The organism is Caldimonas sp. KR1-144 (assembly GCF_049446155.1).
Taxonomy (GTDB): Bacteria; Pseudomonadota; Gammaproteobacteria; order Burkholderiales; family Burkholderiaceae_C; genus Rivibacter.
In genome coordinates this window covers 175,608-198,982 of sequence record NZ_JBMSEE010000004.1, presented here as the reverse complement: position 1 = coordinate 198,982, position 23,375 = coordinate 175,608, and the positions used below count along the sequence as shown (strand labels likewise).

At 70.8% G+C, this 23,375-nt stretch carries 16 protein-coding genes; 5 read left to right on the top strand and 11 right to left on the bottom strand.

Annotated features, from left to right (window positions below):
• The first annotated feature begins 90 nt into the window (after nt 1-90).
• Nucleotides 91-1,014 carry a LysR family transcriptional regulator gene (locus ACO2TI_RS11320; protein ID WP_423284367.1) on the top strand — a complete coding sequence of 308 codons (924 nt, stop codon included), beginning with the start codon at nt 91-93 and terminating at the stop codon, nt 1,012-1,014.
• Here the strand turns inward: ACO2TI_RS11320 and ACO2TI_RS11315 are convergent.
• From ACO2TI_RS11315 to ACO2TI_RS11275, 9 genes are all read right to left on the bottom strand, one after another.
• Nucleotides 987-1,715, bottom strand: a complete 729-nt coding sequence (locus ACO2TI_RS11315) for a gamma-glutamylcyclotransferase (RefSeq protein WP_423284364.1) — start codon at nt 1,713-1,715, stop codon at nt 987-989. The genes ACO2TI_RS11320 and ACO2TI_RS11315 overlap by 28 nt on opposite strands.
• Entirely contained in the window at nt 1,712-2,953 is a 1,242-nt protein-coding gene (locus ACO2TI_RS11310) for an MFS transporter (protein ID WP_423284361.1), read from the bottom strand. The genes ACO2TI_RS11315 and ACO2TI_RS11310 overlap by 4 nt, the downstream gene beginning before the upstream one ends.
• A 164-nt stretch (nt 2,954-3,117) precedes the next feature.
• Entirely contained in the window at nt 3,118-3,546 is a 429-nt protein-coding gene (locus ACO2TI_RS11305; RefSeq protein WP_423284359.1) for a cupin domain-containing protein, read from the bottom strand.
• 139 nt (nt 3,547-3,685) lie between these two features.
• Nucleotides 3,686-5,065 (bottom strand): efflux transporter outer membrane subunit, encoded by a 1,380-nt coding sequence (locus ACO2TI_RS11300; RefSeq protein WP_423284356.1) that lies wholly within the window; start codon nt 5,063-5,065, stop codon nt 3,686-3,688.
• The gene (locus ACO2TI_RS11295; RefSeq protein ID WP_423284354.1) at nt 5,062-8,358 is read right to left on the bottom strand and encodes an efflux RND transporter permease subunit; all 3,297 of its coding nucleotides are present in this window, start codon (nt 8,356-8,358) and stop codon (nt 5,062-5,064) included. Before ACO2TI_RS11295 ends, ACO2TI_RS11300 begins: the two co-directional genes overlap by 4 nt.
• Before the next feature lie 21 nt (nt 8,359-8,379).
• Entirely contained in the window at nt 8,380-9,558 is a 1,179-nt protein-coding gene (locus ACO2TI_RS11290; protein WP_423284352.1) for an efflux RND transporter periplasmic adaptor subunit, read from the bottom strand.
• A gap of 80 nt (nt 9,559-9,638) precedes the next feature.
• Nucleotides 9,639-10,934, bottom strand: a complete 1,296-nt coding sequence (locus ACO2TI_RS11285; protein WP_423284351.1) for an epoxide hydrolase family protein — start codon at nt 10,932-10,934, stop codon at nt 9,639-9,641.
• A 38-nt stretch (nt 10,935-10,972) separates the two neighbouring features.
• On the bottom strand, nt 10,973-11,980 hold the full coding sequence (locus ACO2TI_RS11280; protein WP_423284349.1) for a LysR substrate-binding domain-containing protein: 1,008 nt from the start codon (nt 11,978-11,980) through the stop codon (nt 10,973-10,975).
• Nucleotides 11,981-12,003: 23 nt separating this feature from the next.
• Nucleotides 12,004-12,465, bottom strand: coding sequence for a lecithin retinol acyltransferase family protein (locus ACO2TI_RS11275; protein ID WP_423284347.1), 462 nt, complete (start codon nt 12,463-12,465; stop codon nt 12,004-12,006).
• A 228-nt stretch (nt 12,466-12,693) separates the two neighbouring features.
• Here ACO2TI_RS11275 and ACO2TI_RS11270 point away from each other — a divergent pair, with 228 nt between their 5' ends.
• Entirely contained in the window at nt 12,694-13,476 is a 783-nt protein-coding gene (locus tag ACO2TI_RS11270) for a hypothetical protein (RefSeq protein ID WP_423284346.1), read from the top strand.
• A 5-nt stretch (nt 13,477-13,481) separates the two neighbouring features.
• Here ACO2TI_RS11270 and ACO2TI_RS11265 read toward each other — a convergent pair whose 3' ends face one another.
• Nucleotides 13,482-16,292, bottom strand: coding sequence for an ATP-binding protein (locus tag ACO2TI_RS11265; RefSeq protein ID WP_423284344.1), 2,811 nt, complete (start codon nt 16,290-16,292; stop codon nt 13,482-13,484).
• A gap of 146 nt (nt 16,293-16,438) precedes the next feature.
• Between ACO2TI_RS11265 and aceE the strand changes: the two genes are divergently transcribed.
• Together aceE and ACO2TI_RS11255 are read left to right on the top strand one after the other, a co-directional pair.
• Nucleotides 16,439-19,138, top strand: coding sequence for a pyruvate dehydrogenase (acetyl-transferring), homodimeric type (gene aceE / locus ACO2TI_RS11260; protein ID WP_423284342.1), 2,700 nt, complete (start codon nt 16,439-16,441; stop codon nt 19,136-19,138).
• A 153-nt stretch (nt 19,139-19,291) separates the two neighbouring features.
• Nucleotides 19,292-21,370 (top strand): ATP-dependent helicase, encoded by a 2,079-nt coding sequence (locus tag ACO2TI_RS11255; protein ID WP_423284340.1) that lies wholly within the window; start codon nt 19,292-19,294, stop codon nt 21,368-21,370.
• A gap of 196 nt (nt 21,371-21,566) precedes the next feature.
• Here the strand turns inward: ACO2TI_RS11255 and ACO2TI_RS11250 are convergent, their stop codons facing one another.
• Entirely contained in the window at nt 21,567-21,989 is a 423-nt protein-coding gene (locus ACO2TI_RS11250) for a universal stress protein (RefSeq protein ID WP_423284338.1), read from the bottom strand.
• 221 nt (nt 21,990-22,210) lie between these two features.
• Here ACO2TI_RS11250 and ACO2TI_RS11245 point away from each other — a divergent pair, with 221 nt between their 5' ends.
• Nucleotides 22,211-23,326, top strand: coding sequence for a CapA family protein (locus tag ACO2TI_RS11245; RefSeq protein ID WP_423284336.1), 1,116 nt, complete (start codon nt 22,211-22,213; stop codon nt 23,324-23,326).
• Nucleotides 23,327-23,375: the final 49 nt, after the last annotated feature.

The window sequence follows — 23,375 nt, the reverse complement described above, 5'->3', positions numbered from 1 at the left end:
CCTACGGCATCGTCGGCACATGTTCATTGCCAACCCTTCAACAATGGGTCGCTGAGACAATCCGCGCGCCCTCGCCACACGGAGTCACGCATGGATCGCATCGAGGCGATGAAGGCCTTTGTCCGCGTGGTCGAGGCCGGCTCGTTCACCAAGGCCGCGGACACGCTGGACGTGGCCAACGCCAAGATCACGCGCCTGATCCAGGGCCTCGAAGAGGACCTGAAGATGCGCCTGCTCCATCGCACGACGCGCTCGGTGTCGGTCACCGCGGAAGGCGCCGTCTACTACGAGCGCGTGGTGCGCCTGCTCGCGGACCTGGAGGACATCGAATCGTCGACCCGGCAGGCCCTGGGGCGGCCTTCGGGCAAGGTCCGCGTCGAGACGGCGGCGGCGATCGCGACGTCGGTCCTCATCCCCCGCCTGCACGAGTTCTATCGCCAGTACCCGGACGTCGGCGTCGAGTTCAGCATCGGGACCAAGCATGCCGACCTGGTCGCCGACGGCATCGACTGCGCGATCCGCGCCGGCGAGCCGAGCGAGCAGTCGATGGTGGCGCGCCGCATCGGTCGTTTCCAGTTCGTCACCTGCGCCGCACCGCCGCTGCTCGAACGGCACGGCATGCCCCAGCTGCCGCAGGACATCGCCAAGCTGCCGACGATCGGCATGGTCGCCGCGCGGGGCACGCGGCCGCTGCCGTTCTGGTTCGCGACGCCCGGCGGCGACGAGCAGGAGTTCGTCTTCGATCACGCGCTGGTGGTCAACGACGTCAACGCCTACGTGAAGGCCGGCGTCGTGGGCCTTGGGGTCATCCAGGCGCCCTCCTACGCCGTGCAGGAGGCGCTGGAAACGTCCCGGCTGGTGCGCCTGCTCGACGACGGGCAGGCGATCAACCGGCCGCTTCACGTCATGTATGCGCCCAATCGCCACCTCAGCGGCAAGGTGCGCGTCTTCATCGACTGGGTCGTGACGCTCTTCCCGCCCGGCGATCAGCCCGCGGCGTCGCGGGCCGGCTGAGGCGCGGCGCGGTCGGCCCGCAGCACCGCGTCGCGCAGCCGCTCGATGCCGGCGTCGCGGATGCCCAGGCGCGCCAGCGACGCGCAGGTCTCGTCGAAGTAGGCACGCGTGCTGCCGCGAACGCCCTCGCCCGTTCGGACCAGGTGCGCCAGCTCATCGAGCGGCATGCGACCGACGTAGCGCTCGCAGCGGCGGTTCGCCACGAAGGCCAGGGCCGCGACGCGGCGCCCGTCCGCCCACGCGCCCACCCAGCGCGCCTCGTACGAGCCGAGCGCCATCTCGCGCCGCCACAGCAGCCGCAGCTCCAACGGCGCCTTGGCCGCGGCAATGCGGATCAGCATGCCTTGGCAGCTGCCGCCGCGATCCAGCGCCAGCATGACGCCCGGGCGCTCGACGCTGCCGCGCCCGAGCAGCGAACGAAAGCAGAAGCTGCGATGCCAGCCCTGCACCGAGGCGACGCAGGCGCCGGCCGCGTCGATGGCCGGGTTCCACATCAAGGAGCCGATGCCGAAGACGTGGACGTCCTCCTGCGGCGAACGGCCGGCCAGCACCCGCTCCAGCGACTGTGCGAGCTGCGCTTCCGTGAGCACGGGCGCGCCACCGGGCAGCGCGGCGCCGCCTTCGTGCAAGAAGCGATCGTCGATCAGCCGACGGCGCAGCGCGTTGTGCGCCAGGCTTTCGCTGCACGCGGCGTCGTTCATGACGGCGCCCCGGCGATGGCGCGCGTGGCCGGCTGCCGGGCACGGCCGATGACGGAAACGAGCAGCAGCGAGGCCGCGGCCAGCAGCATCAGCACCGCGCCGGCCGGGCCGAGCCAGCGGTCGCCATAGGCTTCGAGCACGCGCCCCGCGATCGCCGAGCCGGCCGAGGCGCCGATGTAGATGCCCGAGGAATGCAGGGCCAGCAGCACCGGCGCGCGCGGCGTGTCGAGGGCGACGAGACGCGCCTGCTGCGTTGCGTGCACCGACCAGGCGAACACGCTCCAGACCACCAGCAGGGCCACCGCGATCCACGGCGCCAGCGAAAGCAGCGACAAGGCAGGCAGGGCCAGCAGCTGCACCGCGCACAGCACGACGAGCGTGGGCACCGCACCGAGCCGATCCGCCATGCGCCCGCCGAGCACGTTGCCGGCCACCGCGCCCAGGCCGTACAGCAGCAGCACGCCGGCCAGCGCGTGGCCGTGGAACTGGTAGCGGCTCTCGAGGAAGGGCGTCAGGTAGGTGAGGAAGACGAAGTTGCCGCCGATGAAGAACACGATGAACGACAGGGCCGCCACCAGCCGCGGCTCGACCAGCACGGAGCCGAGCGCCTTGAGCCCGGCCGAGGTCGTCGCGAGCTGGCGCGGCACCGCGCGCCAGACCAGGGCCGCGGCGGCGATGGACGCCACCGCGATGACCACGAACGTGGCCCGAAAGCCCGACACGCCGACCAGCCACGCGCCCAGCGGCAGACCGAGGGCCTGCGCGATGGTGAGTCCCGCGAACACGGTCGACAGCACGCGACCGCGGTTGTGCGGCGTCGAGGTGGCAACGCCGATCGCGCCGGCCACGGGCGTCACCAGACCGCCGCCGATGGCCATCAGCGCGCGGCCGGCGAGCAGCACGCCGAAGCTTTGGGCCAGCACGCCAACGAGCGCGCCCAAGGCAATGACCAGCAGCCCGGCCGCCAGCACGGTGCGCCGCCCGATGCGCGACGACCAGGCCACGAGCAGCGGCGAGCCGACGGCATAGACGGCGGCGTAGAGCGAGACGACCAGCCCCGCCTGGTGAACCGGAACCTGCAGCTCCTGGATCAGCGAGGCCAGCGCGCCGATCACCGCGAAGGCGCCCAGGCCCTGGGCGAAGTTGCTGACGGCCAGCACGGCATGGAGTCCGCGGTGGCTGCTGGATGCGCCGCCGTGTGCGGGCGGGCGGTCAGTGGTTTCGTCGATCGTCTTCATGGCGGTCCCTCGCGGGTGTGTGCGTGCCGCGGCAGTATCCGCACCGGTGGGCCGCGGATACAGACCGCGCGCCTCAAAGCGGTATTCGACGAACTGCAAAGATCAACGGCGCCAGGAGGCGCCGTTTGGAATGCGGCCGCGCCGGGGCGGCCGAGGCGCGACGATCACTCCTGCACGACCAGCGCCGCGCCCTTCCTGACGATGTAGGTCGCGAGCTCGGAGGCCACGCCCGTCCCGACGTTCCTGGCCACGTGCGGTACGCCGGCCGGAATAAACAGCGACTCGCCCTTCTTCAGCACGATCGGCGCGCGCCCTTCGAGCTGGTACTCGAAGCTCCCTTCCAGGACATAGGCGACTTCCTCGCCCGGATGCGAATGACGCGGCGAGGCGACCCCGGGATCGATGTCCACGCGCGCCTGGATCACCTCGATGCCCGGCGCATGCAGGTCCTTCTTGACCAGGTCGCTGCGCTTGATGCCGGTCTGCCAGGCCGAGGGCAGCGGGGCGTCGTGCGCGTGGGCGGCGGTCTGTGCGTGGGCGGCGGTGCCGACCGCCAGGGCCGCGACGAAGAGCAAGGATGGGGTGAAGCGCATGGTCGTTTCCTTTCGAGGGCTATGGCGCGAAGTCGTTGCGCGGATTGAAGCCGGACGGCTTGTCCGCGGTGTGTCGTGGCGCAGGGGTGTGCGTGTGGCCGTGTGTCCGCCGATGCGGTGGAGACACGGCGTTTCGAGTTCAGCCGGCGGTTGCCGACAGGCCGCCGGCGAGCGCCTTGTAGACGCCGACCAGCGAGATCGCCGCATCGGTCTGCGCCCGCGCCAGCTGGTCGCGCGCGGCCAGCATCTCGCGCTCGGCGTCGAGCACCGCGAGGAAGTCGCTCACGCCGACGCGAAAGCGTTCGCGTGCGATCAGCGCGGCCTTCTCGGCGGCGCGTGCCGCCTCGTGCAGCGACTCGGCCTGCTGCTGGCTGCGGGTGTAGCCCGCCAGCACGCCTTCGGTCTCCTCCAGCGCGGCGAGGACGGCTCGCTCGTAAGCCAGCACCGCGGCCTCGCCGCGCGCGTCGGCCGCGGCGATCTGCGCGCGCACGCGGCCGAAGTCGATCAGGTTCCAGGCCAGCCGCGCGCCAAGGCTGTAGGCATAGGACGCACCGTCGGCCAGGCTGCCGAGGCCGAGCGCGTTCTGGCCGATGCTGCCGCCCAGCGTGACGCGCGGGAACAGATCGGCGCGCGCGACGCCGGCGCGCGCCGCCGCGGCGACGGCCTGCTGCTCGACCGCGCGGATGTCGGGCCGACGGCGCAGCAGGCTGTCGGGCGAGCCGATGCCGCCGAGCGCCACGCTGCGCAGGCCCGGCAGCGGCTTCGGTTCGCTCAGCTGGGCATCGAAGGCCGTCGGCGGCTCGCCGCACAGCACGGCCAGGCGGTAGCGTGCGCGCAGTTCGGCGGCCTCGAGCGAGGGCACGGTGGCGGCCGTCGTCTGCACCAGCGCGCGAGCGCGCTCGACATCGAAGGCCGTGCCCCGCCCTGCGGCGTGACGCCCCTCGACCAGTTCAAGCGCCGCGCGCTGCGTCTGCAGCGAAGCGCGCGCCACGCGCAGCCGCTCCTGCAGGCCGCGCAGCTCGAAATACGTGCGCGCCACCTCGGCGCTGACGCTCAGGTGCGCGAACTGCAGGCCCGCCTCACCGGCCAGCAGCTCGGCGCCGGCGGCGCGGCGTTCGCCGTCGAGCCGACCGAACAGGTCGGCCTCCCAGCTCACGTCGAAGCCGAGCGAATAGGCCTCGTCCGATCGCCCGGCACTGCGCGAGCGCCCCGCGCCCGCGCTCGCGCCGATGGTCGGCAGCAGCTGCGCATCGGAGAGGCGCGACAGCGCGCGGGCCTCGCGCAGGTTGGCGCCGGCAATGCGCAGCTCGGTGTTGGCCTTCAGTGCGCGCTCGACCAGGGCGTCGAGCTGGTCGTCGTGGAAGCCGCGCCAGAACCGGCCGCCGGGCTCGGCCTGCACGGCGTCGTCCGGCTGGTTGGCAAAGCCGGCGGCCAGTTTGGGCTCGTAGAGCTTGTGCTCGGGCGCGGTGGAACAGGCGGCCACCATCGCGACGACGGCCAGGGTGACAAGGGTCTTCATTGCGCACGCTCCGTCTGGGGCTGCTCGGCGTCGTCCACGCCGGGGTGGAAGGGATGGGCGGCCGCGTCGATCTGGTGACGCAGGTCGGCGGCATGCGCGCGCTTCTTCGCGGTGCTCTTGCGCAACAGCAGGTAGAACAGCGGCGTCAGGAAGATGCCGAACAGCGTCACGCCGACCATGCCGGAGAACACCGCGATGCCCATCGCGCGGCGCATCTCGGCGCCGGCGCCGCTGCCGAGGATCAGCGGGATCACGCCGGCACAGAAGGCGATCGAGGTCATCAGGATCGGACGCAGGCGCAGGCGACAGGCCTCGATCACCGCGTCGAGGATGGACTTGCCGCGCTCCTCGAGCTCCTTGGCGAACTCGACGATCAGGATCGCGTTCTTGCACGCCAGGCCGACCAGCACCACGAGCGCGACCTGGGTGAACAGGTTGAGGTCGCCCACCTGGTGGAACGGCGGCAGCTGCGACACCCACACGCCCGCGAGCGCCGACAGGATGCTCATCGGCACGATCAGCACGATCGACAGCGGCAGGCTCCAGCTCTCGTACAGCGCCGCGAGCACCAGCACCACCAGCACCACCGACAGCAGCAGCACGACCGCGAGCGTCGGAACCTTGATGTCGGTGCCGGGCACGGTGACGTCGCGCGTCAGCCGGTCCTGGTAGGACAGCTCGCTCCATTCGTAGCTCATGCCGCGCGGCAGCTTGGCGAGCAGCTGCTCGATCTCGGCCTCGGCCTCGCCGCTGGACGCGCCGGGCCTGGCCGAGCCGTTGATGTCGGCCGAGGGGAAGCCGTTGTAGCGCGTCACGCGAGTCGGGCCGAAGGTCGGCTCGACGCTCATCAGCGCGCCCAGCGGCACCATTTCGCCGCGCTCGTTGCGCGTCTTCAGGTCGACGATGCTGTCTTGCGTCGCGGCGCGGTGCGGCGTGTCGGCCTGCACGATGACCTGGTAGGTCTTGCCGAAGCGGTTGAAGTCGTTGACGTAGAGCGAGCCGAGGTTGATCTGCAGCGTGTCGTAGATGTTCTGCAGCGGCACGCCCATCTGCTTGGCCTTGCTGCGGTCGACGTTGGCGAACAGCTGCGGCACGTTGATGTCGTAGTTCGAGTAGGGCGTGCCGATCGCCGAATCCGGATCGGCGTAGATCGGCCCCAGCGTGTCGCGCACCGCGCCGAACAGCGCCTGCTCGCCCTGCCCCGTGCGGTCCTGCACCTGCAGCTTGAAGCCCCCGGCATTGCCCAGGCCGTCGACCGCAGGCGGCGGCACGACGAAGGTGCGCGCGCCCTGGATGGCCTGCAGCTCGCCGTTGACCTTGGCCAGGATGGCGTCCTTCGACAACGCCTTCGAGCGGCGCTGCTCGAACGGCGCGAGCAGCACGAAGATCACGCCCTCGTTCGGCGCGGCCGAGAAGCCGGCGATCGACAGGCCCGGGTAACTGGTCACGCCGACCACGCCGGGGACCTTGCGGGCGATGTCGGTCATCTCCGCGAGCACGTTCTCGGTGCGCTCGCGCGTCGCGCCGGCCGGCAGCTGGGCGATGCCGATCAGGTACTGCTTGTCCGGCGCGGGCACGAATCCGCTGGGGATGCGCGCCATCAGCACCGCGGTGGCCGCAAGCAGCACGCCGTAGACGACCAGCGACAGCGACTTGCGCTTGAGCAAGCCCGAGACGCCGCGGCTGTAGCCTTCGCTTCGACGCAGGAAGAATCCGTTGAACCAGCGAAAGAAGCGGCCGAACAGCTTGTCCATCACGCGCGTGACGGCGTCCTTGGGCGCATCGTGCGGGCGCAGCAGCAAGGCGGCCAGCGCGGGCGAGAGCGTCAGCGAGTTGATCGCCGAGATCACCGTCGAGATCGCGATCGTCGCGGCGAACTGCTTGTAGAACTGGCCCGACAGGCCGGGCACCAGCGTCAGCGGGATGAACACCGCGCACAGCACCAGCGCAATGGCGATGATGGGTCCGCTGACCTCGCGCATCGCCTTGACTGCCGCGTCGTGCGGCGTCAGGCCGTCCTCGAGGTTGCGCTCGACGTTCTCGACCACGACGATCGCATCGTCGACCACGATGCCAATGGCCAGCACCAGGCCGAACAGCGTCAGCGTGTTGATCGAGTAGCCCAGCGGCAGCAGCACCGCGAAGGTGCCGACGATCGACACCGGCACCGCGAGCAAAGGGATGATCGACGCGCGCCAGGTCTGCAGGAAGACGATCACCACCAGCACCACCAGCAGCACGGCCTCGATCAGCGTCTGCACGACCTTGTCGATCGAGGTCTGCACGAAGCGCGTCGGGTCGTAGACGATCTGGTAGTCCACGCCCTGCGGGAAGTCGGCCTTCAGCCGGTCCATCGTCGCGCGCACCTGTTCGGAGATCTCGAGCGCGTTGGAGCCCGGCGCCTGGAAGATGCCGATCGCGGCGGCTTCCTTGTTGTCGATCAGGCTGCCCACCGCGTAGGAGTTGGCGCTGATCTCGACGCGCCCGACATCGCGCACGCGCACCAGCGCGCCGGTGGCGCTGTCGTTGCGCACGATGATCTCGGCGAACTCCTCCTCGCTCACCAGGCGGCCTTGCGCATTGACCGCGAGCTGCACGTCGGTGCCCTTGGGCGCCGGCGATCCGCCCAGCACGCCGGCGGCGACTTGCACGTTCTGCTCGCGGATCGCGGCCACCACGTCGCCGGCGGTCATGTCGCGGCTAGCGAGCTTGTCGGGATCGAGCCAGATGCGCATCGCGTAGTCGCCGCCGCCGAAGAAGCTCACCGAACCCATGCCGGGGATGCGAAGCAACTCGTCGCGTACCTGTTGGTGCGCGTAGTTGCGCAGGTAGAGCGTGTCTCGGCTGTCGTCCGGACTGGTCATGTGCACGACCATGGTCAGGTTCGGAGACTGCTTCTCGGTGGTCACGCCGATCTGGCGCACCGCCTCGGGCAGGCGCGGCAGCGCGCGGTTGACGCGGTTCTGCACCGCCGTTTCGGCCTGCTCGGGGCTGGTGCCGATGCGAAAGGTCACCGTCAGGGTGAGGCTGCCGTCGGCGGTCGCCTGGCTCTGGTAATAGAGCATGTCGTCGACGCCGTTGATCTGCTCCTCCAGCGGCGCGGCGACCGTCTCGGAGACCACGCGCGGGTTCGCGCCCGGGAACTTGGCGCGCACGACGACCTGCGGCGGCGCGACGTCCGGGTACTCCGACACCGGCAGCTTGAAGATCGACAGCAGGCCGACGAGGAAGATGAAGATCGACAGCACCGCGGCGAAGCGCGGGCGTTCGATGAAGTAGCGGGAGATGTCCATGGCGGTGTCTTCCTGGCGGCGTCAGTTCTTCGCGACCGTGACGGGCAGGCCGCGCTCGTCGACCGCGACGCGGTTGGGCGTCACCGGCGCGCCGGGCGAGGCGCGCAGCAGGCCTTCGACGATCACCTGCTCGCCGGGCTTCACGCCCTGCACCACGCGCATGCCCTCGATCAGCGCGCCGGGCTTGACCTCGCGCTGAGAAACGACGTTGTCGGCGCCGACGACCAGCACGACCTTGCGCGTCTGGTCGGTCGTTATCGCGCGCTCGGGCACCAGCGTGGCCGGGTACAGGCCGCTTGCGACCAGCTTCACGCGCGCGAACAGGCCCGGCGTGAAGTGGCCTTCCTTGTTGTCGAACACCGCGCGGCCGCGGATGGTGCCGGTGGTCGGATTGAGCCGGTTGTCGACGAAGTCGATGTGGCCCTGGTGGACGAAGCCGCTGTCGTCGGACAGCGCCATCGTGACCGGATGAGCCGTTTCGCGGCCGGAGGCGCGCGTGCCCTCGCGCGCGGCCTGCGCGTACTTCAGGTAGGTCGCTTCGCTGGCGTCGAAGTAGGCATAGACCTTGTCGTTCGACACCACCGAGGTCAGCACCGGGTCGCCGATGCCCACCAGGTTGCCCGGCGTAACGTTGGCGCGCGAGGTGCGGCCTGCAACCGGCGCGGTGATGCGCGTGAACTCGAGGTTCAGCCGCGCCTGCGCCAGCGCGGCGTCGGCGGCCTGGATGGCCGACTGCGCCGTGCTCGCCGCTGCGCGCAGCTGCTCGACCTCCTGCTGGCTGACGCCCTGGATGCCCACCAGCCGCTCGGCTCGCGCCAGGTCGCTCCTGCTCAGCTCGGCCTGCGTGCGCGCGCTCGAGGCCTGTGCCTCGGCACGCGCCACCTCGGCGGCGAAGGGCCGGGGATCGATCGTGAACAGCGCATCGCCCTTGCGGACCAGCTGCCCTTCGCGAAAGTGCACCGCATGCAGGGCACCGGCGACGCGGGCGCGGATCTCGACCGTGTCGGGAGCTTCGAGACGCGCGGTGAACTCGTCGAACTCCTGGACTTCGCGCTGGAGCGCGGGGACCACCGAGACCTGCGGCGCGGCCGCGGCCGGCGCGGGCTTGTCCGGCGCGCAGCCGGCGACGAGGAACGCGGCGCACAGCGCCGCCGCCGCCGCGGTCATCGTGTACGGGTGATGAAGGGACGAGCGAGGCATGGGTGTTCTCCAGGAAAACGAAGGCAAAGGAAACCCCGTTCCGGCCACTTCCGGCCGGGGTCGAATGCGTCGGTCAGGGATCAGCGCAGCGAGCGGAACGCCGCGCGCACTTCGGCGCTGAACAGCTGCGGCTCTTCCCAGGCCGCGAAATGCCCGCCCTTGTCCACCTGGTTGTAGTAGACGAGGTTGCGGTAGGCGCGCTGCGCCCACTCCTTGGGCGGCTTGTAGACCTCGCCGGGGAAGACCGTCACCGCCGCCGGAATCGAGATGCCGCCGCCCGAGCTGGGTGCGCCGGCCGCGGCTTCCCAGTAGATGCGCGCGCTCGAGGTGCCGGTGTTGGTCAGCCAGTAGAGCGTGATGTCGTCGAGCATCTCGTCGTTGCTGAACGAGCGCTCGGGCTCGCCGCGCGTGAACACCCAGTCGGCGATCTTGTCGTAGCACCACGCGGCCAGGCCGACCGGCGAATCGGCCAGGCCGTAGCCCAGCGTCTGCGGGCGCGTGTTCATGATGGCCGCATAGCCGAAGCCCTTGTTCAGGAACTCGCGCGCCTCGTCGAAGACCTTGCGCTGCTCGGGCGTCAGGTGAGCCGGCGCGGGCTCGCCGCTGCGCAGCGCCATCGAGACTTCCGGCGGGAAGGTGGTGCCGCGCTCGACGCGGTTGACATGGATGCCGGCCAGCCCTTCGGGCGCCTGGCGGCCCATCGCGTCGCAGATGATCGCGCCCCAGTCGCCACCTTGTGCCACGTAGCGCGAATAGCCCAGGCGCTTCATCAGCTGGTCCCAGGCGCGGCCGACGCGGTCGGGATTCCAGCCCGTGCCGCGCGGCTTCTCGGAGAAGCCAAAGCCGGGGATCGTCGGCAGCACGAGGTGGAAGGCGTCGTCGGCCGAGCCGCCGTGCGCGGTCGGATCGGTCAGCGGCCCGATGGTCTTGAGCAGCTCGAAGACGGAGCCCGGCCAGCCGTGCGTCATCACCAGCGGCATCGCGTTCGGATGGCGCGAGCGCACGTGGATGAAATGGATGTCCAGGCCGTCGATCTTCGTCACGAACTGCGGCAGCGCGTTGAGCTTCGCTTCGGCCTTGCGCCAGTCGTAGCCGCGGCCCCAGTAGGTGACGAGGGCCTGCAGCTTGGCAAGCTGCACGCCTTGCGAGCGATCGGGCACGGTCTCGGCATCGGGCCACCGGGTCGCGGCAATGCGCTGGCGCAAGTCGGTCAGCTGCGCCTGCGGCACCTGGACGCGAAACGGGCGGATCGCCTCCGCTGGCGATTGAGCCAGCACGATCGCGGGATGCAGTGCCGCGACGGCGGCAGCCGAGGCGCCTTGCAGCAGCAGCGAGCGGCGGGTCAAGGGGGCGCTGCTCGGGTCACGTGAGTCCATGGTGTTCTTCCTTCGTGGCGTGGGCGGGGGTGTGGGCTTCAGGCCGCGCGCTGGCGCTGCCCATCGGCGACGGCCGCGAGGACGCCGGCACGGGCGAGATGCAGCCCGTGCATGTGTTCTTCGCGGTGGGAGACCAGGCGCAGGCTCGGGCGAGGCTGGGCCGGGGCGTTCAGGTGTTCGGCCAGGTGGTCGATCAGCTTGCGCACGGCCATCGATTGATGGCGGCGCGTGAGGTAGACCAGCTGCAGCGACAGGGGCTCCGCCCGCCATTGCGGCAGCACCCGCACCAGCCGCCCTTGCGCGACCGCGTCCTCGGCCATCGACAGCGGCAGCAGCGCGATGCCGGCGCCGTGCAGCGCCAGTTCCATCAGCATCGCGGGGTCGTTCATGCAGAGCCAGCCCTTCGCGCTCACCTGGCACGTGTCGCCCGTGGCGTCGGTGAATCGCCAGTCCTCTCCTGCATGAAGGGCCGTGGCGCTCAGGCAGTCGTGCCCGAGCAGCTGCGCCGGACGCGCCGGTGTGCCCTTGCGACGAAGATAGTCGGTCGAGGCAAAAACGCCCATCTCGATCTGCGCCATCGGCCGCGCGACCAGCGAAGGACGCAGGTCCTGCTGCCGGCACAGCGCCAGGTCGGCCTCTTCGGCCACCAGGTCCGGCGCGCGATCGCTCAGGCGCAAGTCGATCGCGACCTTGGGAAAGCGCGCACGGTACTGCGCCAGCACCGGCGCGATCAGGTGGCGCACGAAGGTCGGCGCCAGCACGCGCACCGAGCCGCTCGCCTCGCCGGTGGTGGCTCGGCTCAGGTCGGCGAGCTCTTCGTACTGGTCCAGCAGCCCGCGAGCGCGCTCCAGCACCTCCTGGCCGATGCCCGTCAGCGAGACGCGGCGCGTCGTGCGCTGAAGCAGCTGCACGCCCAGTTCGGCCTCGAGGTCGTGCACGCTGCGCGTGACCTGGGCGGGCGACATCTCGAGCGCTTCGGCCGCGCGGGAGAAGCCGCCGTGGTCGGCGATGGCCTTGAAGATGCTCAGCGTCTTGAGGCGGTCCATGGTGTGTCTCCTGTAGCTGCTGGTCACGCGCGGCGCGCTGCCGTCGTTGCGAACACCGTCCCGAACAGCGAAAGGGCGTCTTGCGCGATGCGGCGCGGCCAGGCGAGCAGCCGGTCGACCTGCGCGCTGCGCGACACGCCATGCGCACACCAGGTGCACAAGTGCTCGCAGTTGTTGGTCAGCATGTCGTAGGCGTCTTCGCCGACGCGCGATTGCGCGCGTTGCACCACTTCGATCGGCGTGTACGCGGCACAGGCTTCGGCTTCGATCGAGACCTCGCGACCGGCGCCGAACTGCTCAAGCGTCACTTCAGCGACCGGGCCGCGGCGCCAGGCGACCGACAGGCCCATGTAGTGCACGACCCGGCCATTGCCGACGTAGATGCCGTGGTGCGTGTAGCCGCGACGCGGGGTGACGAGATGGGCGCCCAAGGGAATCTGCGTCCCGCCGGTCAGGCCTGCCGTCATCGTGTTCGTCGTGTCCATCGCGCCGTCTCCATCGGGGTTGAGGCCTGCGGTCGTGGCCGCTGCTTTGTTGGTTTGATGTTCGGCGGCGAGGCCGATAGGCGCGAGTTGTCGCTTGTCGTTTGTTGTTAGGGCTGTTAGGGCTTTCGGGCCGATTCGCGGCTCGGTCCTAACGACTCTTAACTCGCAACGAGGCCCGCCAACGCCCACCATGAGGGCATGCGGCCCGAACGGTGCCCAGGACCCTCGATGAAGATCGCCTTGCCCTCCCCCTTGCTGCAGCCGCTGCGATTCGGTGCGTTCGCGCTGCCCCATCGCTTCGTACTGGCGGCCAAGCCCGATGCCGGGCCGCCGTCGTCGCTGCACGACTTGCTCCCGGACCAGGCGCACGTCGGCGCGCTGCTGCTGATGCCGGCGACGGTGTCATTGGCCACGGACGACGGCGCCGCCATGGCGGGCCTTTGCAGCGCGGCGCAGGTCAACGAATGGCGCGAGGTGACCGCCGCCGTCGCGGCGCGCGGCGGCATGACGCTGGCCCAGCTGTGCGACGCCGCGCATCCCGCGGGCCCTTCGCCGGATCTCAACGAGCTCGACGCCGCGCTCGACGCCTATCGCAATGCGGCCGAGAACGCCAGCGACGCGGGCTTCGATGGCGTCGAGCTGTTCGCCCCCTCAGCCGATGGTTCGTGGCTGCTCGCGGCCGCCGAAACCCTGCTCGCGGTCTGGCCCGCGCAGCGCGTCGGCGTGAACCTCGCCTGGCCTCGCGACGAGGCCGCGACGCTGGAGCAGATGGCAGGACTCGATATCGCCTACCTTCACTTCACGCTTGGGCCTGGCTTGCTGCCGGAAGCGGTTGCGGCCGGGTTGCGCAGCCTGCGATCGCGCTTTCGCGGCGCCCTCCTCGTGTCGGCCGCAGCCAGCAGCGACACCGCGCCGCAGCTCGTGGTCGATGGCGCGGCCGATGCGCTGGGCGTGCCCATCTCCGCCGCGATGTTCGAGGCCGCCTACGGCACGCGGACGTGCCGGCGATGAAGCGCTCAGCCCAGCTCGCGCAGGAGTTCGGCGGCGGCGCGCACGTCGGCCGTGCCCGCGCCTTCGTCGAAGCGCGCCAGCACGGGCTCGAGCACGGCGCGGCCCTGCGCGCGCTGTCCGGCGTCGCGATGCAGGCGCGCCAGGCTGGTCGCGCAGCGCAGCTCCCAGGCCAGCGCCTGCTGCTGCTGCGCCAGCTCGATCGCCTGTTGCAGCAGCTTCTTCGCCGGTGCGCGCGACCCCTGCGCAAGCCGCTGTTCGGCGCGGATGCGCCACAGCTCCGGCGTGCACCACGCCGCGGTCTCGGTTTCGCCGCGCAGCAGCACCGACTCGTCGGCCAGGCCCGCGTCGATGGAGCACAGCGTTTCCCGCAACTGGCCGAAGATCGCGGGGTTGCCCAGCGCATCGAGCGTTCCCGTGCTGCGGCCGTCGTGGCGCTCGTGAAGCAGGCGATAGCCGGCCGCGAAGACCTGCCAGTACAGCAGGGAGTACTCCTCGGTGCGCCGCTCGAGCATCTGCGTGAAGCGTTCGGCTTCGTCCCAGTCGCCGACCCAGAACATCACCGGCGTGCAGCCGAAGCCCAGCGCGAAGGCCAGCGAGATCACATGGCCGATGCCGTGGGCCCGCGCGACCGCCTCGCGGACATGGCCGACGGCCTGATCCGGCTGGCCGAGCAGCCAATGGGTGCGCGCCAGCGAAGTGTGCGCCGCGACCAGCTGGTCGAACTGGAAGCCCGCGCTGTTGAAGGCGGCCGCGGCGAGCGTGACCGGCGCCGCGAGCACCTGTCGCGAGTGGTCGCGCGCCTGCGCGTGCCGGCCGCAGTGATGCAGGCTCACGGCCATCATGCGGTGGTGCAGGATACGCGCGGCGTCCGGCCCCTTGGCCGAGAAGTCGCCGAAGCGCTCGGCCAGCCTCGCGCTGGGGTGGTAGTCGCCGCGCGAGTTGGCGGCCAGCCAGAGCCCCCACAGCGCGCGCATGCAGTTGGCGTCGGAGCCGAGCGATTGCGCGATCTCGAACGCGCGCTCGAACTGCTCCTCTCCGGCGCCGCGCGTGTTCCACAGCGAATGACCGTAGGCCTCGCACAACACCATCTCGCGCGCCGGATCGGCGATGCCCTCGCGCACCATCGCCGCCAGCGCCTGCTCGGCCACCGGCAGGAACTCGGCGACGCGCGACAGCGCGAACCACAGCGGCGCCGAGGCGGCCGCCAGCGCGATGCCGATGGCGGCGTCGCCGGTGGGCCCGAAGGACCACAGCAAGGCGGCGCGAACGTCCTCGAGCCGATAGGCATTGCCGGCGCGCCAGACGTCCGTCGGCACGCGTTGCCGTTGCGCGTCGCACTCGACCGAGAGTTCGAGCATGTGCGCGGCGTGGCGGCGCGCCAGCCGGGCTTCCTCGCCGCTGGCCGCCAGCAGCTGCGAGGCGTACTGGCGCGTGGTCTCCAGCAGCCAGTAGTGGACCGTCTCGCCGCCGATGTCGGACGACAGCAGCGACTTGGCCATCAGATTGAACAAGTCCTCGGCGGTGGCGCCCTGCGCAGCCGGATCGGAACACACGGCCAGCGCCGACTCCAGCGTGAAGCGGCCGCGAAAGACCGAGAGGCTGCGCAGCATGGCCTGTTCGGTCGGCGTGAGCAGGCCGTAGCTCCAGTCGAGCGCGGCGCGCAGCGTCTGGTGGCGCGGCAGCGCCGTGCGCCGACCGCGCGTCAGCAGCGACAGCCGATCGCCCAGATGGGCCGCGACGCCGCGCACGCCCAGCCGCTCGACGCCGGCGGCGGCCAGCTCGATCGCCAGCGGAATGCCGTCCAGCGCGCGACAGATCTCGGCGATCGTCGCCAGGTCGGCGCCGGCGGGATCGAAGGCGTCATGACAGGAGCGCACGCGCTCGATGAACAGCTCCAGCGCCGGATAGCGTTGCATCGCCGAAGCGTCCAGCTCGACCACCGGCGGAGGCACGTCGAGCGCGCCGATGCGCTGCACCCACTCGCCCTGGATGCGCAGCGGCTCGCGGCTGGTGGCCAGCACATGGACCTGGGGTGCGCTGACCAGGATCTGCTCCACGAGTTCGGAAACCGGGTCGATCAGGTGCTCGCAGTTGTCGATCACCAGCAGCATGCGCTTGTCGCGCAGATAGGCACACACGCCGCGCACCGGGTCGGACGCCAGCGCGGTGATGCCGATCGCCGAGGCCAGCGCATTGGCCACCAGCTTCGGATCCTCGATCGGCGCCAGCCCGACGAACAGCACCTGCTGCTCGAACGGGCCGGTCAGGCCATGCGCGACGGCCAGCGCCAGCGTGGTCTTGCCGATGCCGCCGGCACCGACGAGGGTCACGCAACGGCGCGAGGGCAGTTCCCGCACGAGGCCGCCGACCAGCTCGTCGCGCCCGACGACGCGGGTCAGCAGGACGGGCAACGACGCGATGGCCCCCGCAGCGAAGGCGACCGGACCCGGACGCGCGGGCTGGTCTTCGACGGGCGCGGGCTGCGCCGGCGCGCTCGTTCGCTCGACCGGCGCGACGAAGCAATAGCCTTGCTGGGGGACGTTGACGATGTAGCGCTGCTGGCCGCGGCCGTCGCCCAGCGCCTTGCGCAAGCCGAACAAATGGACCCGCAGCGCGCCGGGATCGACGACGGCATGCGGCCACACGCGCGCCATCAGCTCGGCCTGGGAGACGACCTCCCCCGCACGCTCGACGAGCGTGACCAGGATGTCGAAGGCGCGGCTGCCCAGCCGCAACGGGCGCTCGCCTTCGATCAGCAGCCGCTGGCCCGGCATCAGCCGGAAGGGGCCGAAGCTCAGCACTTGGTCCGCAGGCATGCCCACGCTCCCAGGCTGGCGGCGAGCCGCATGGCTTGCCGCGAGAGGTCTTGCCGACCGATGCCGGCGATTGTGGAGCATCGGCGCCGCCCCGGCGGACACGGCCCCCGCACCCTTCATTTCATCCATTCATTGCAGGAACACCCATGAACGCCGTGCACGATGCTGCGCTCGATTCGCCCCTCGACGCCCGCGACGAGGACCCCCAGGAGACCGCCGAGTGGCTCGACGCGATCGGCGGCGTCATCGAACACGCCGGGCCGCAACGCGCGCATTACCTCATCGAGCAGCAGATCGCCTACGCGCGCCTGCACGGTCAGTCGCGACCGCACGCGGCCGGCACGCCCTATGTCAACACGCTCCCCTTGGAGCGGCAGCCGCGCATGCCGGGTGATGCCGAACTCGAGCGGCGCATCCGCGCCTACACCCGCTGGAACGCCATGGCCATGGTGGTGCGCGCCGGCAAGACCACCAACGTCGGCGGGCATATCGCGTCGTTCGCTTCGGCGGCGGTGCTCTATGACGTGGGTTTCAACCACTTCTGGCGTGCGCCCACGGCACATCACGGCGGCGATCTCGTGTTCGTCCAGGGCCACGTCTCGCCCGGCATCTATGCGCGCGCCTTCCTGCTCGGCCGCTTAAGCGAGAAGCATCTCGAGAACTTCCGCCAGGAAGTCGGCGGACAAGGCCTGTCGTCGTACCCTCATCCGTGGCTGATGCCCGACTTCTGGCAGTTCCCGACCGTCTCGATGGGCTTGGGGCCGCTGATGGCGATCTACCAGACGCGCTTCATGAAGTACCTGCAGGCGCGCGGCATCGCCAAGACCGACGACCGCAAGGTCTGGGTCTTCCTCGGCGACGGCGAGATGGACGAGCCCGAGTCGCTGGGCGCGATCGGCATGGCTGGCCGCGAGCGCCTGGGCAACCTGATCTTCGTGGTCAACGCCAACCTGCAGCGCCTCGACGGCCCGGTGCGCGGCAACGGCAAGATCGTGCAGGAGCTGGAGTCGATCTTCCTCGGCGCCGGCTGGCGCGTGATCAAGGTGCTGTGGGGCAGCGGCTGGGACCGGCTGTTCGAGCGCGACCGCACCGGCGCCCTGTCGCGCCGGATGATGGAAGTCGTCGACGGCGAGTACCAGACGCTGCGCTCCAAGTCCGGCGCCTACCTGCGCGAGCATTTCTTCAACACGCCCGAGCTCAAGGCGCTGGTGGCGGACTACAGCGACGACGAACTCTGGAACCTCCAGCGCGGCGGCCACGATCCCGAGAAGGTGTTCGCGGCCTATGCCGAGGCGGCGCGCGGCGGCGACCAACCCACCGTCATCCTCGCCAAGACCGTCAAGGGCTACGGCATGGGACCGCAGGGCCAGGCGTCCAACGCCAACCACCAGCAAAAGAAGATGGAGCTCGACGCGCTGCGCTCGCTGCGCGACAAGTACGCCCTGCCGATCGCCGACGACAAGATCGAGGACGTGCCCTTCATCGAGCTGCCGGCCGACTCGAAGGAGCTCGCCTACATGCGCGCGCGCCGCGAGGCGCTGGGCGGCTACCTGCCCGCGCGCCGCCGCGGGGCCGAGTCGCTGGCCGTGCCTGCGCTGTCGACCTTCGGCGCGCTTCTCGAAGCCACTGCCGAGGGCCGAGGCATGTCGACCACGATGGCCTTCGTGCGCATCCTCGGTACGCTGCTGCGCGACCCGGTGCTGGGCCCGCGCATCGTGCCGATCGTGCCCGACGAGTCCCGCACCTTCGGCATGGAGGGCTTGTTCCGTCAGGTCGGCATCTGGAACCAGGACGGCCAGAAGTACGTGCCGCAGGACGCCGGTTCGCTGTCGTTCTACAAGGAGTCCGCCACCGGGCAGATCCTCCAGGAAGGCATCAGCGAAGCGGGCGGCATGGCCGATTGGATCGCGGCGGCCACGTCGTATTCGACGCACGGCCAGGCCATGGTGCCGTTCTACATCTTCTATTCGATGTTCGGCTTCCAGCGCGTGGGCGACATGATCTGGGCCGCCGCCGACATGCGCGCGCGCGGCTTCCTGCTCGGCGGCATCGCAGGCCGCACGACGATCAACGGCGAGGGCCTGCAGCACGAAGACGGCCATTCGCTGCTGTGGGCATCGGCGGTGCCGAACTGCATCAGCTACGACCCCGCGTTCGCCTACGAGCTGGCGGTGATCGTTCAGGACGGCCTGCGCCGCATGGTGGCCGAGCAGGAGGACGTCTTCTACTACCTCACCGTGATGAACGAGCCCTACGCCCAGCCGGCCATGCCGCAGGGCGACCACGTCGCGTCGGACATCCTCAAGGGCATGTATGCCTTTCGCAAGGCCGGGGCCGACGACGCCGCTGCGCCGCGCGTCCAGCTCATGGGCGCGGGGACGATCTTCAACGAAGTCATCGCCGCGGCCGACCTGCTGCGCGATGACTGGGGCGTGGCGGCCGACCTGTGGGGCGTTCCGAGCCTCACGCAGCTGGCGCGCGACGGCCAGGCTGCCGAGCGCGAGCATCTGCTGCACCCCGAGGCGCCGCGGCGCGAGCCGCACGTGACGCGACTGCTGCGCGATGCCAGAGGGCCGGTCGTCGCCGCGACCGACTATGTGCGAGCACTGGCCGAGCAGATCCGCGCCTACGTGCCGCAGCGTTACGTCGTGCTGGGAACCGACGGCTTCGGCCGCTCCGATACCCGTGCCGCCCTGCGGCACTTCTTCGAGGTCGACCGCCATTGGGTGACGATCGCGGCCTTGAAGGCGCTGGCCGACGACGGCGTGATCCCCGCCACCCGAGTGAGCGAGGCGATTCGCCGGTACGGAATCGACCCGGCCAAGCCCCATCCCCTGCATGCCTGAGAGCCAGTGGACGACGGCGATCCACCTGGCCTGCGCTTCCACGCGGCCGCGGGATGAGATACTGTTTTTCCATACAGCCGATCGACCCGCGGCTCGCAGGCCACCGCAAGACGCGCCATCGGCACCGCCGTACCCGCCGATCGCCGCCCGTCCATGCACGCCCTGGCCGCCCCCAGCCTCGACCCCTTCGACACCCTCAACGACGCGCAGCGGCTCGCCGTCGAGCACGGCCTGGACGGTGACCCCACGCAGGCCGCGCCGCTGCTGGTGATCGCCGGCGCCGGCAGCGGCAAGACCAAGACGCTGGCCGCGCGCGTCGCGCGGCTGGTGCTCGCCGGCGCCGATCCGCAGCGGCTGCTGCTGCTGACCTTCTCGCGCCGCGCGGCGGCCGAGATGACGCAGCGCGTGGGTGCGCAGCTGCAGCTCGCGCTGGGCCTCGCGCCGGGCAGCCGGGCGCCCGTGCTGCCCTGGGCCGGCACCTTCCATGGCATCGGCGCGCGGCTTGTGCGCGACTACGCCCGCCACATCGGCCTGTCCGAAAGCTTCACCATCCTCGACCGCGGCGATGCCGAGGACCTGATGGCTCAGGTGCGCGAGGCGCTGGGCTTCGCCAAGGCGCGCAGCCGCTTTCCGCTCAAGGGCACCTGCCTGTCGATCTACTCGCGGCTCATCAACAGCCAGGCCGCGCTGCACCCGCTGCTGCTCGAGCACTACCCGTGGTGCTGCAACTGGACCGACGAGCTGGAGCGCCTGTTCGAGGCCTACGTGGCCCGCAAGCGCGACGAGCAGGTGCTCGACTACGACGACCTGCTGCTGTACTGGTCGCGCATGATGGAAGCGCCCGAACTCGCCGCCCATGTCGGCCAGCGCTTCGACCACGTGCTGGTCGACGAGTACCAGGACACCAACCGCCTGCAAGCGGCCATCCTGCGCGCGCTCAAGCCCACAGGGCGCGGGCTCACGGTGGTGGGCGACGACGCACAGTCGATCTACTCGTTTCGCGCCGCCGAGGTGCGCAACATCCTCGACTTCCCGCACGGGTTCGCGACGCCGGCGCGCCTGGTCACGCTGGAGCGCAACTACCGCTCGACGCAGCCCATCCTCGCCGCCTCGAACGCGGTGATCGCCCTGGCCGAGGAGCGCTTCAGCAAGGCGCTGTGGAGCGACCGGCCTTCATCCGAGAAGCCGCGCCTGGTGTCGGTGGACGACGAGGCGGCGCAGGCGCGCTGGGTGGCCGACCAGGTGCTCGAGCACCGCGAGATGGGGATCAGGCTCAAGTCGCAGGCAGTGCTGTTTCGAAGCTCGAGCCACAGCGCCGCGCTCGAACTCGAGCTCGCGCGGCGCAACATCCCGTTCGTGAAGTTCGGCGGCCTCAAGTTCCTGGAGGCCGCGCACATCAAGGACGTGCTCTCGGTGCTGCGCTGGGTGCACAACCCGCGCCATCGGCTGGCGGGTTTCCGCGTCGCGCAGCTGGTGGCGGGCATCGGGCCGGCGACCGCGCGGCGCCTGCTCGACGCCATGGATGCCGCGGCCGATCCGGCCGAGGCCCTGCTCGCCTTCGAGCCGCCGGGCGCCGCGGCGGCGGACTGGGCGTCCTTGCGCGAGCTGTACCGGCGCTTGCGCGAAGGCGAAGCCGGCTGGCCGCAGGAAGTCGCCTCGGTGCAGCAGTGGTACGAGCCGCAGCTCGAGCGCCTGCACGACGAGCCGCGCGCACGGCTTGCCGACCTGGCGCAACTGGCCCAGCTCGCGCGCGGCTACGCGAGCCGAGAGCGCTTTCTCACCGAGCTCACGCTCGATCCGCCCGAAGCCACCAGCGACGAGGCCGGCACCCCATTGCTGGACGAGGACTACCTGATCCTGTCGACGATCCACTCGGCCAAGGGCCAGGAATGGCAGTCGGTTCACCTGCTCAACGTCGTCGACGGCTGCATGCCGGCGGACCTGAGCGCGGGCACCGCCGCGCAGCTGGCCGAGGAACGGCGGCTGCTGTATGTGGCGATGACGCGCGCGAAGCGGCACCTGCACCTGCTGGTGCCTCAGCGCTTCTACCTCACCCAGCAAGCCGGCGGCGGCGACAAGCACGTCTACGGCGCCTTGACGCGCTTCATCCCGCCGTCGATCGCCGGCGCGTTCGAGCGCGTGACGGGCTCGAACCGCGGCGATGCGTCGGCGCCCGTTGCGCTCGCCGCGCCAGCGGTGGCCGTCGACCTGGGATTTCGTCGCGGGCCCTAGCGCCGCAGCTCGGAAGTTGCGTTGAATCGCCCGCTCACGCGCGCCGCCCCCGGCCCTGCGCTGCTCGCCGCCCCAGAAATCACGCCCGCCGGCCACCGCCTGCCGCGAAGTGCAGGGCCGAGCTTTCGCCGCGAAGCAGGTCCCCTGCGGCCTCCTCGAACGGCGCGCCGCCTTTGAGGACTTCCAACCCCCACCGCTAACGCACGATCAGCATCGGCGTCTTGCACTGCGCGAGCACCCGCGCCGTCACCGATCCGATCACCAGGCTGCCGATGGCCGAGTGGCCGTGCGAGCCCATCACCAGCAAGTCGAAGCCGCCTTCGTTCGCCGTCTGCGCGACCACGTCGCCTGCGTGCCCCACGCGGCGCAGGAACTCGACGTTCCAGCCGTTCTGCGCGGTGAACTGGCGCACCGGCGCCAGCACGCGTTCGGCCTCGTCCTCGTAGTGGCCGGCCAGGTCCGCCTTCGACAGGTAATTCGCCGCATGCGGCGGGATCGGCGGCACCACGGTGACCGCCACGTATTGCGTGTCGGGGCCGAGCAGTTCGTCGTGGGCTGCCAGGTAGGCCAGCATGCGCTTGGTGTAGTCGCTGCCGTCCACGGCGAGGAGTACCTTCATGTCGCTCTCCAGCTTGGGGTCGTTCGATGCGCGCCATCGTGCGGCCATGAGTGCGGCATCGCGTTGACAAGCGTCAACTCGCGCCTCCCATGCGGGCATTGCGTGTACGGCCGACGACCGGCGCGCGCACCCGGGCCTGGGTGGCGCGGCCGCGACGGGGCGAATTGCGCCAGCGCAATCATCGCGAGGCGCCGGGCGCTACAAGGACGTGGGCAGGTGCAATGAAAGGCCGAACCACGGACACGTTCAAGCTGCTGCTGGCCGGCGACGTCATGACGGGCCGCGGCATCGATCAGGTGCTGGCGCACCCGCTGCCGCCCGCGCTGTACGAGCCGTGGGTCCACGACGCGCGCGAGTACGTGCAGCTCGCCGAGCGCGTCAACGGGCCGATCGGCCGCGGCCTTGCGCCCGAGTACCCGTGGGGCGACGCGCTGGCCGAGATCGGTCGGCTGCAGCCGGACCTGCGCATCGTCAATCTCGAGACAGCCATCACCGCGCGTGGCCAGCCCTGGCACGACAAGGCGATCCACTACCGCATGGACCCCCGACACGTCGCGGTGCTCGAGGCGGCCCGCATCGACGCCTGCAGCCTCGCCAACAACCACGTGCTGGACTGGGGCCCAGACGGCCTGGCCGACACCCTGGCGGCGCTGCGCGCGGCCGGGATCGCGTTCGCCGGTGCCGGCCTCGATGCCGACGAGGCCGAAGCCCCTGCGGTGCTGCCGCTGCCCGGCGGCGCGCGGCTGCTGCTGTTTGCGCGTGCCACGCCCGACAGCGGCGTCGCGCAAGACTGGGCCGCGACGGCGCACCGTCCCGGCGTCGCGCTGCTGCCCGGCCTGGCCGACCGGCACGCGCAATCGCTGCGCGAATGCATCCGGCGCCATCGCCTCCCCGGCGATCGCATCGTGGTCTCGCTGCACTGGGGTGGCAACTGGGTCGTCGCCGTGGCGCCAGCGCAGCGCCGCTTCGCGCAGATCCTTGTCGAGCCGGGCGGCGCCGACCTGGTCCATGGCCATTCCGCGCACCATCCCCTGCCGATCGAGGTGCATGCGCAACGGCTCGTGCTGCACGGCTGCGGCGACCTGATCAACGACTACGAAGGCATCGGCCCCCACGGCGCCTGGCGCGCCGACACCGGCTGCCTGTACGCAGCGACGCTGTCGACGGCCGACGGCCGGCTGCAGGCGCTGGAAATCGTGACGCTGCGCCGGCGCCGCCTGCAGCTCGTGCGCGCCGATGCGCTGGCCGCCAGCAGCCTGCGCAACCTGCTGACGGGCGCCGGCTTCGCGACACGAATCGTCGGGCCCGCGGACGGGCCATGGCAACTGCTCCAGTGAGCTGACGCGACGGGAGCACTCGCGTGGCCCGGCAGATGCCCGCTTCGAG

What these genes read in the sequence shown, in the direction of transcription:
- ACO2TI_RS11320 (WP_423284367.1), top strand. Translation starts at nt 91, where the DNA reads ATGGATCGCATCGAGGCGATGAAGGCCTTTGTCCGCGTGGTCGAGGCC.
- ACO2TI_RS11315 (WP_423284364.1), bottom strand. Translation starts at nt 1,715, where the DNA reads ATGAACGACGCCGCGTGCAGCGAAAGCCTGGCGCACAACGCGCTGCGC.
- ACO2TI_RS11310 (WP_423284361.1), bottom strand. Translation starts at nt 2,953, where the DNA reads ATGAAGACGATCGACGAAACCACTGACCGCCCGCCCGCACACGGCGGC.
- ACO2TI_RS11305 (WP_423284359.1), bottom strand. Translation starts at nt 3,546, where the DNA reads ATGCGCTTCACCCCATCCTTGCTCTTCGTCGCGGCCCTGGCGGTCGGC.
- ACO2TI_RS11300 (WP_423284356.1), bottom strand. Translation starts at nt 5,065, where the DNA reads ATGAAGACCCTTGTCACCCTGGCCGTCGTCGCGATGGTGGCCGCCTGT.
- ACO2TI_RS11295 (WP_423284354.1), bottom strand. Translation starts at nt 8,358, where the DNA reads ATGGACATCTCCCGCTACTTCATCGAACGCCCGCGCTTCGCCGCGGTG.
- ACO2TI_RS11290 (WP_423284352.1), bottom strand. Translation starts at nt 9,558, where the DNA reads ATGCCTCGCTCGTCCCTTCATCACCCGTACACGATGACCGCGGCGGCG.
- ACO2TI_RS11285 (WP_423284351.1), bottom strand. Translation starts at nt 10,934, where the DNA reads ATGGACTCACGTGACCCGAGCAGCGCCCCCTTGACCCGCCGCTCGCTG.
- ACO2TI_RS11280 (WP_423284349.1), bottom strand. Translation starts at nt 11,980, where the DNA reads ATGGACCGCCTCAAGACGCTGAGCATCTTCAAGGCCATCGCCGACCAC.
- ACO2TI_RS11275 (WP_423284347.1), bottom strand. Translation starts at nt 12,465, where the DNA reads ATGGACACGACGAACACGATGACGGCAGGCCTGACCGGCGGGACGCAG.
- ACO2TI_RS11270 (WP_423284346.1), top strand. Translation starts at nt 12,694, where the DNA reads ATGAAGATCGCCTTGCCCTCCCCCTTGCTGCAGCCGCTGCGATTCGGT.
- ACO2TI_RS11265 (WP_423284344.1), bottom strand. Translation starts at nt 16,292, where the DNA reads ATGCCTGCGGACCAAGTGCTGAGCTTCGGCCCCTTCCGGCTGATGCCG.
- aceE (WP_423284342.1), top strand. Translation starts at nt 16,439, where the DNA reads ATGAACGCCGTGCACGATGCTGCGCTCGATTCGCCCCTCGACGCCCGC.
- ACO2TI_RS11255 (WP_423284340.1), top strand. Translation starts at nt 19,292, where the DNA reads ATGCACGCCCTGGCCGCCCCCAGCCTCGACCCCTTCGACACCCTCAAC.
- ACO2TI_RS11250 (WP_423284338.1), bottom strand. Translation starts at nt 21,989, where the DNA reads ATGAAGGTACTCCTCGCCGTGGACGGCAGCGACTACACCAAGCGCATG.
- ACO2TI_RS11245 (WP_423284336.1), top strand. Translation starts at nt 22,211, where the DNA reads ATGAAAGGCCGAACCACGGACACGTTCAAGCTGCTGCTGGCCGGCGAC.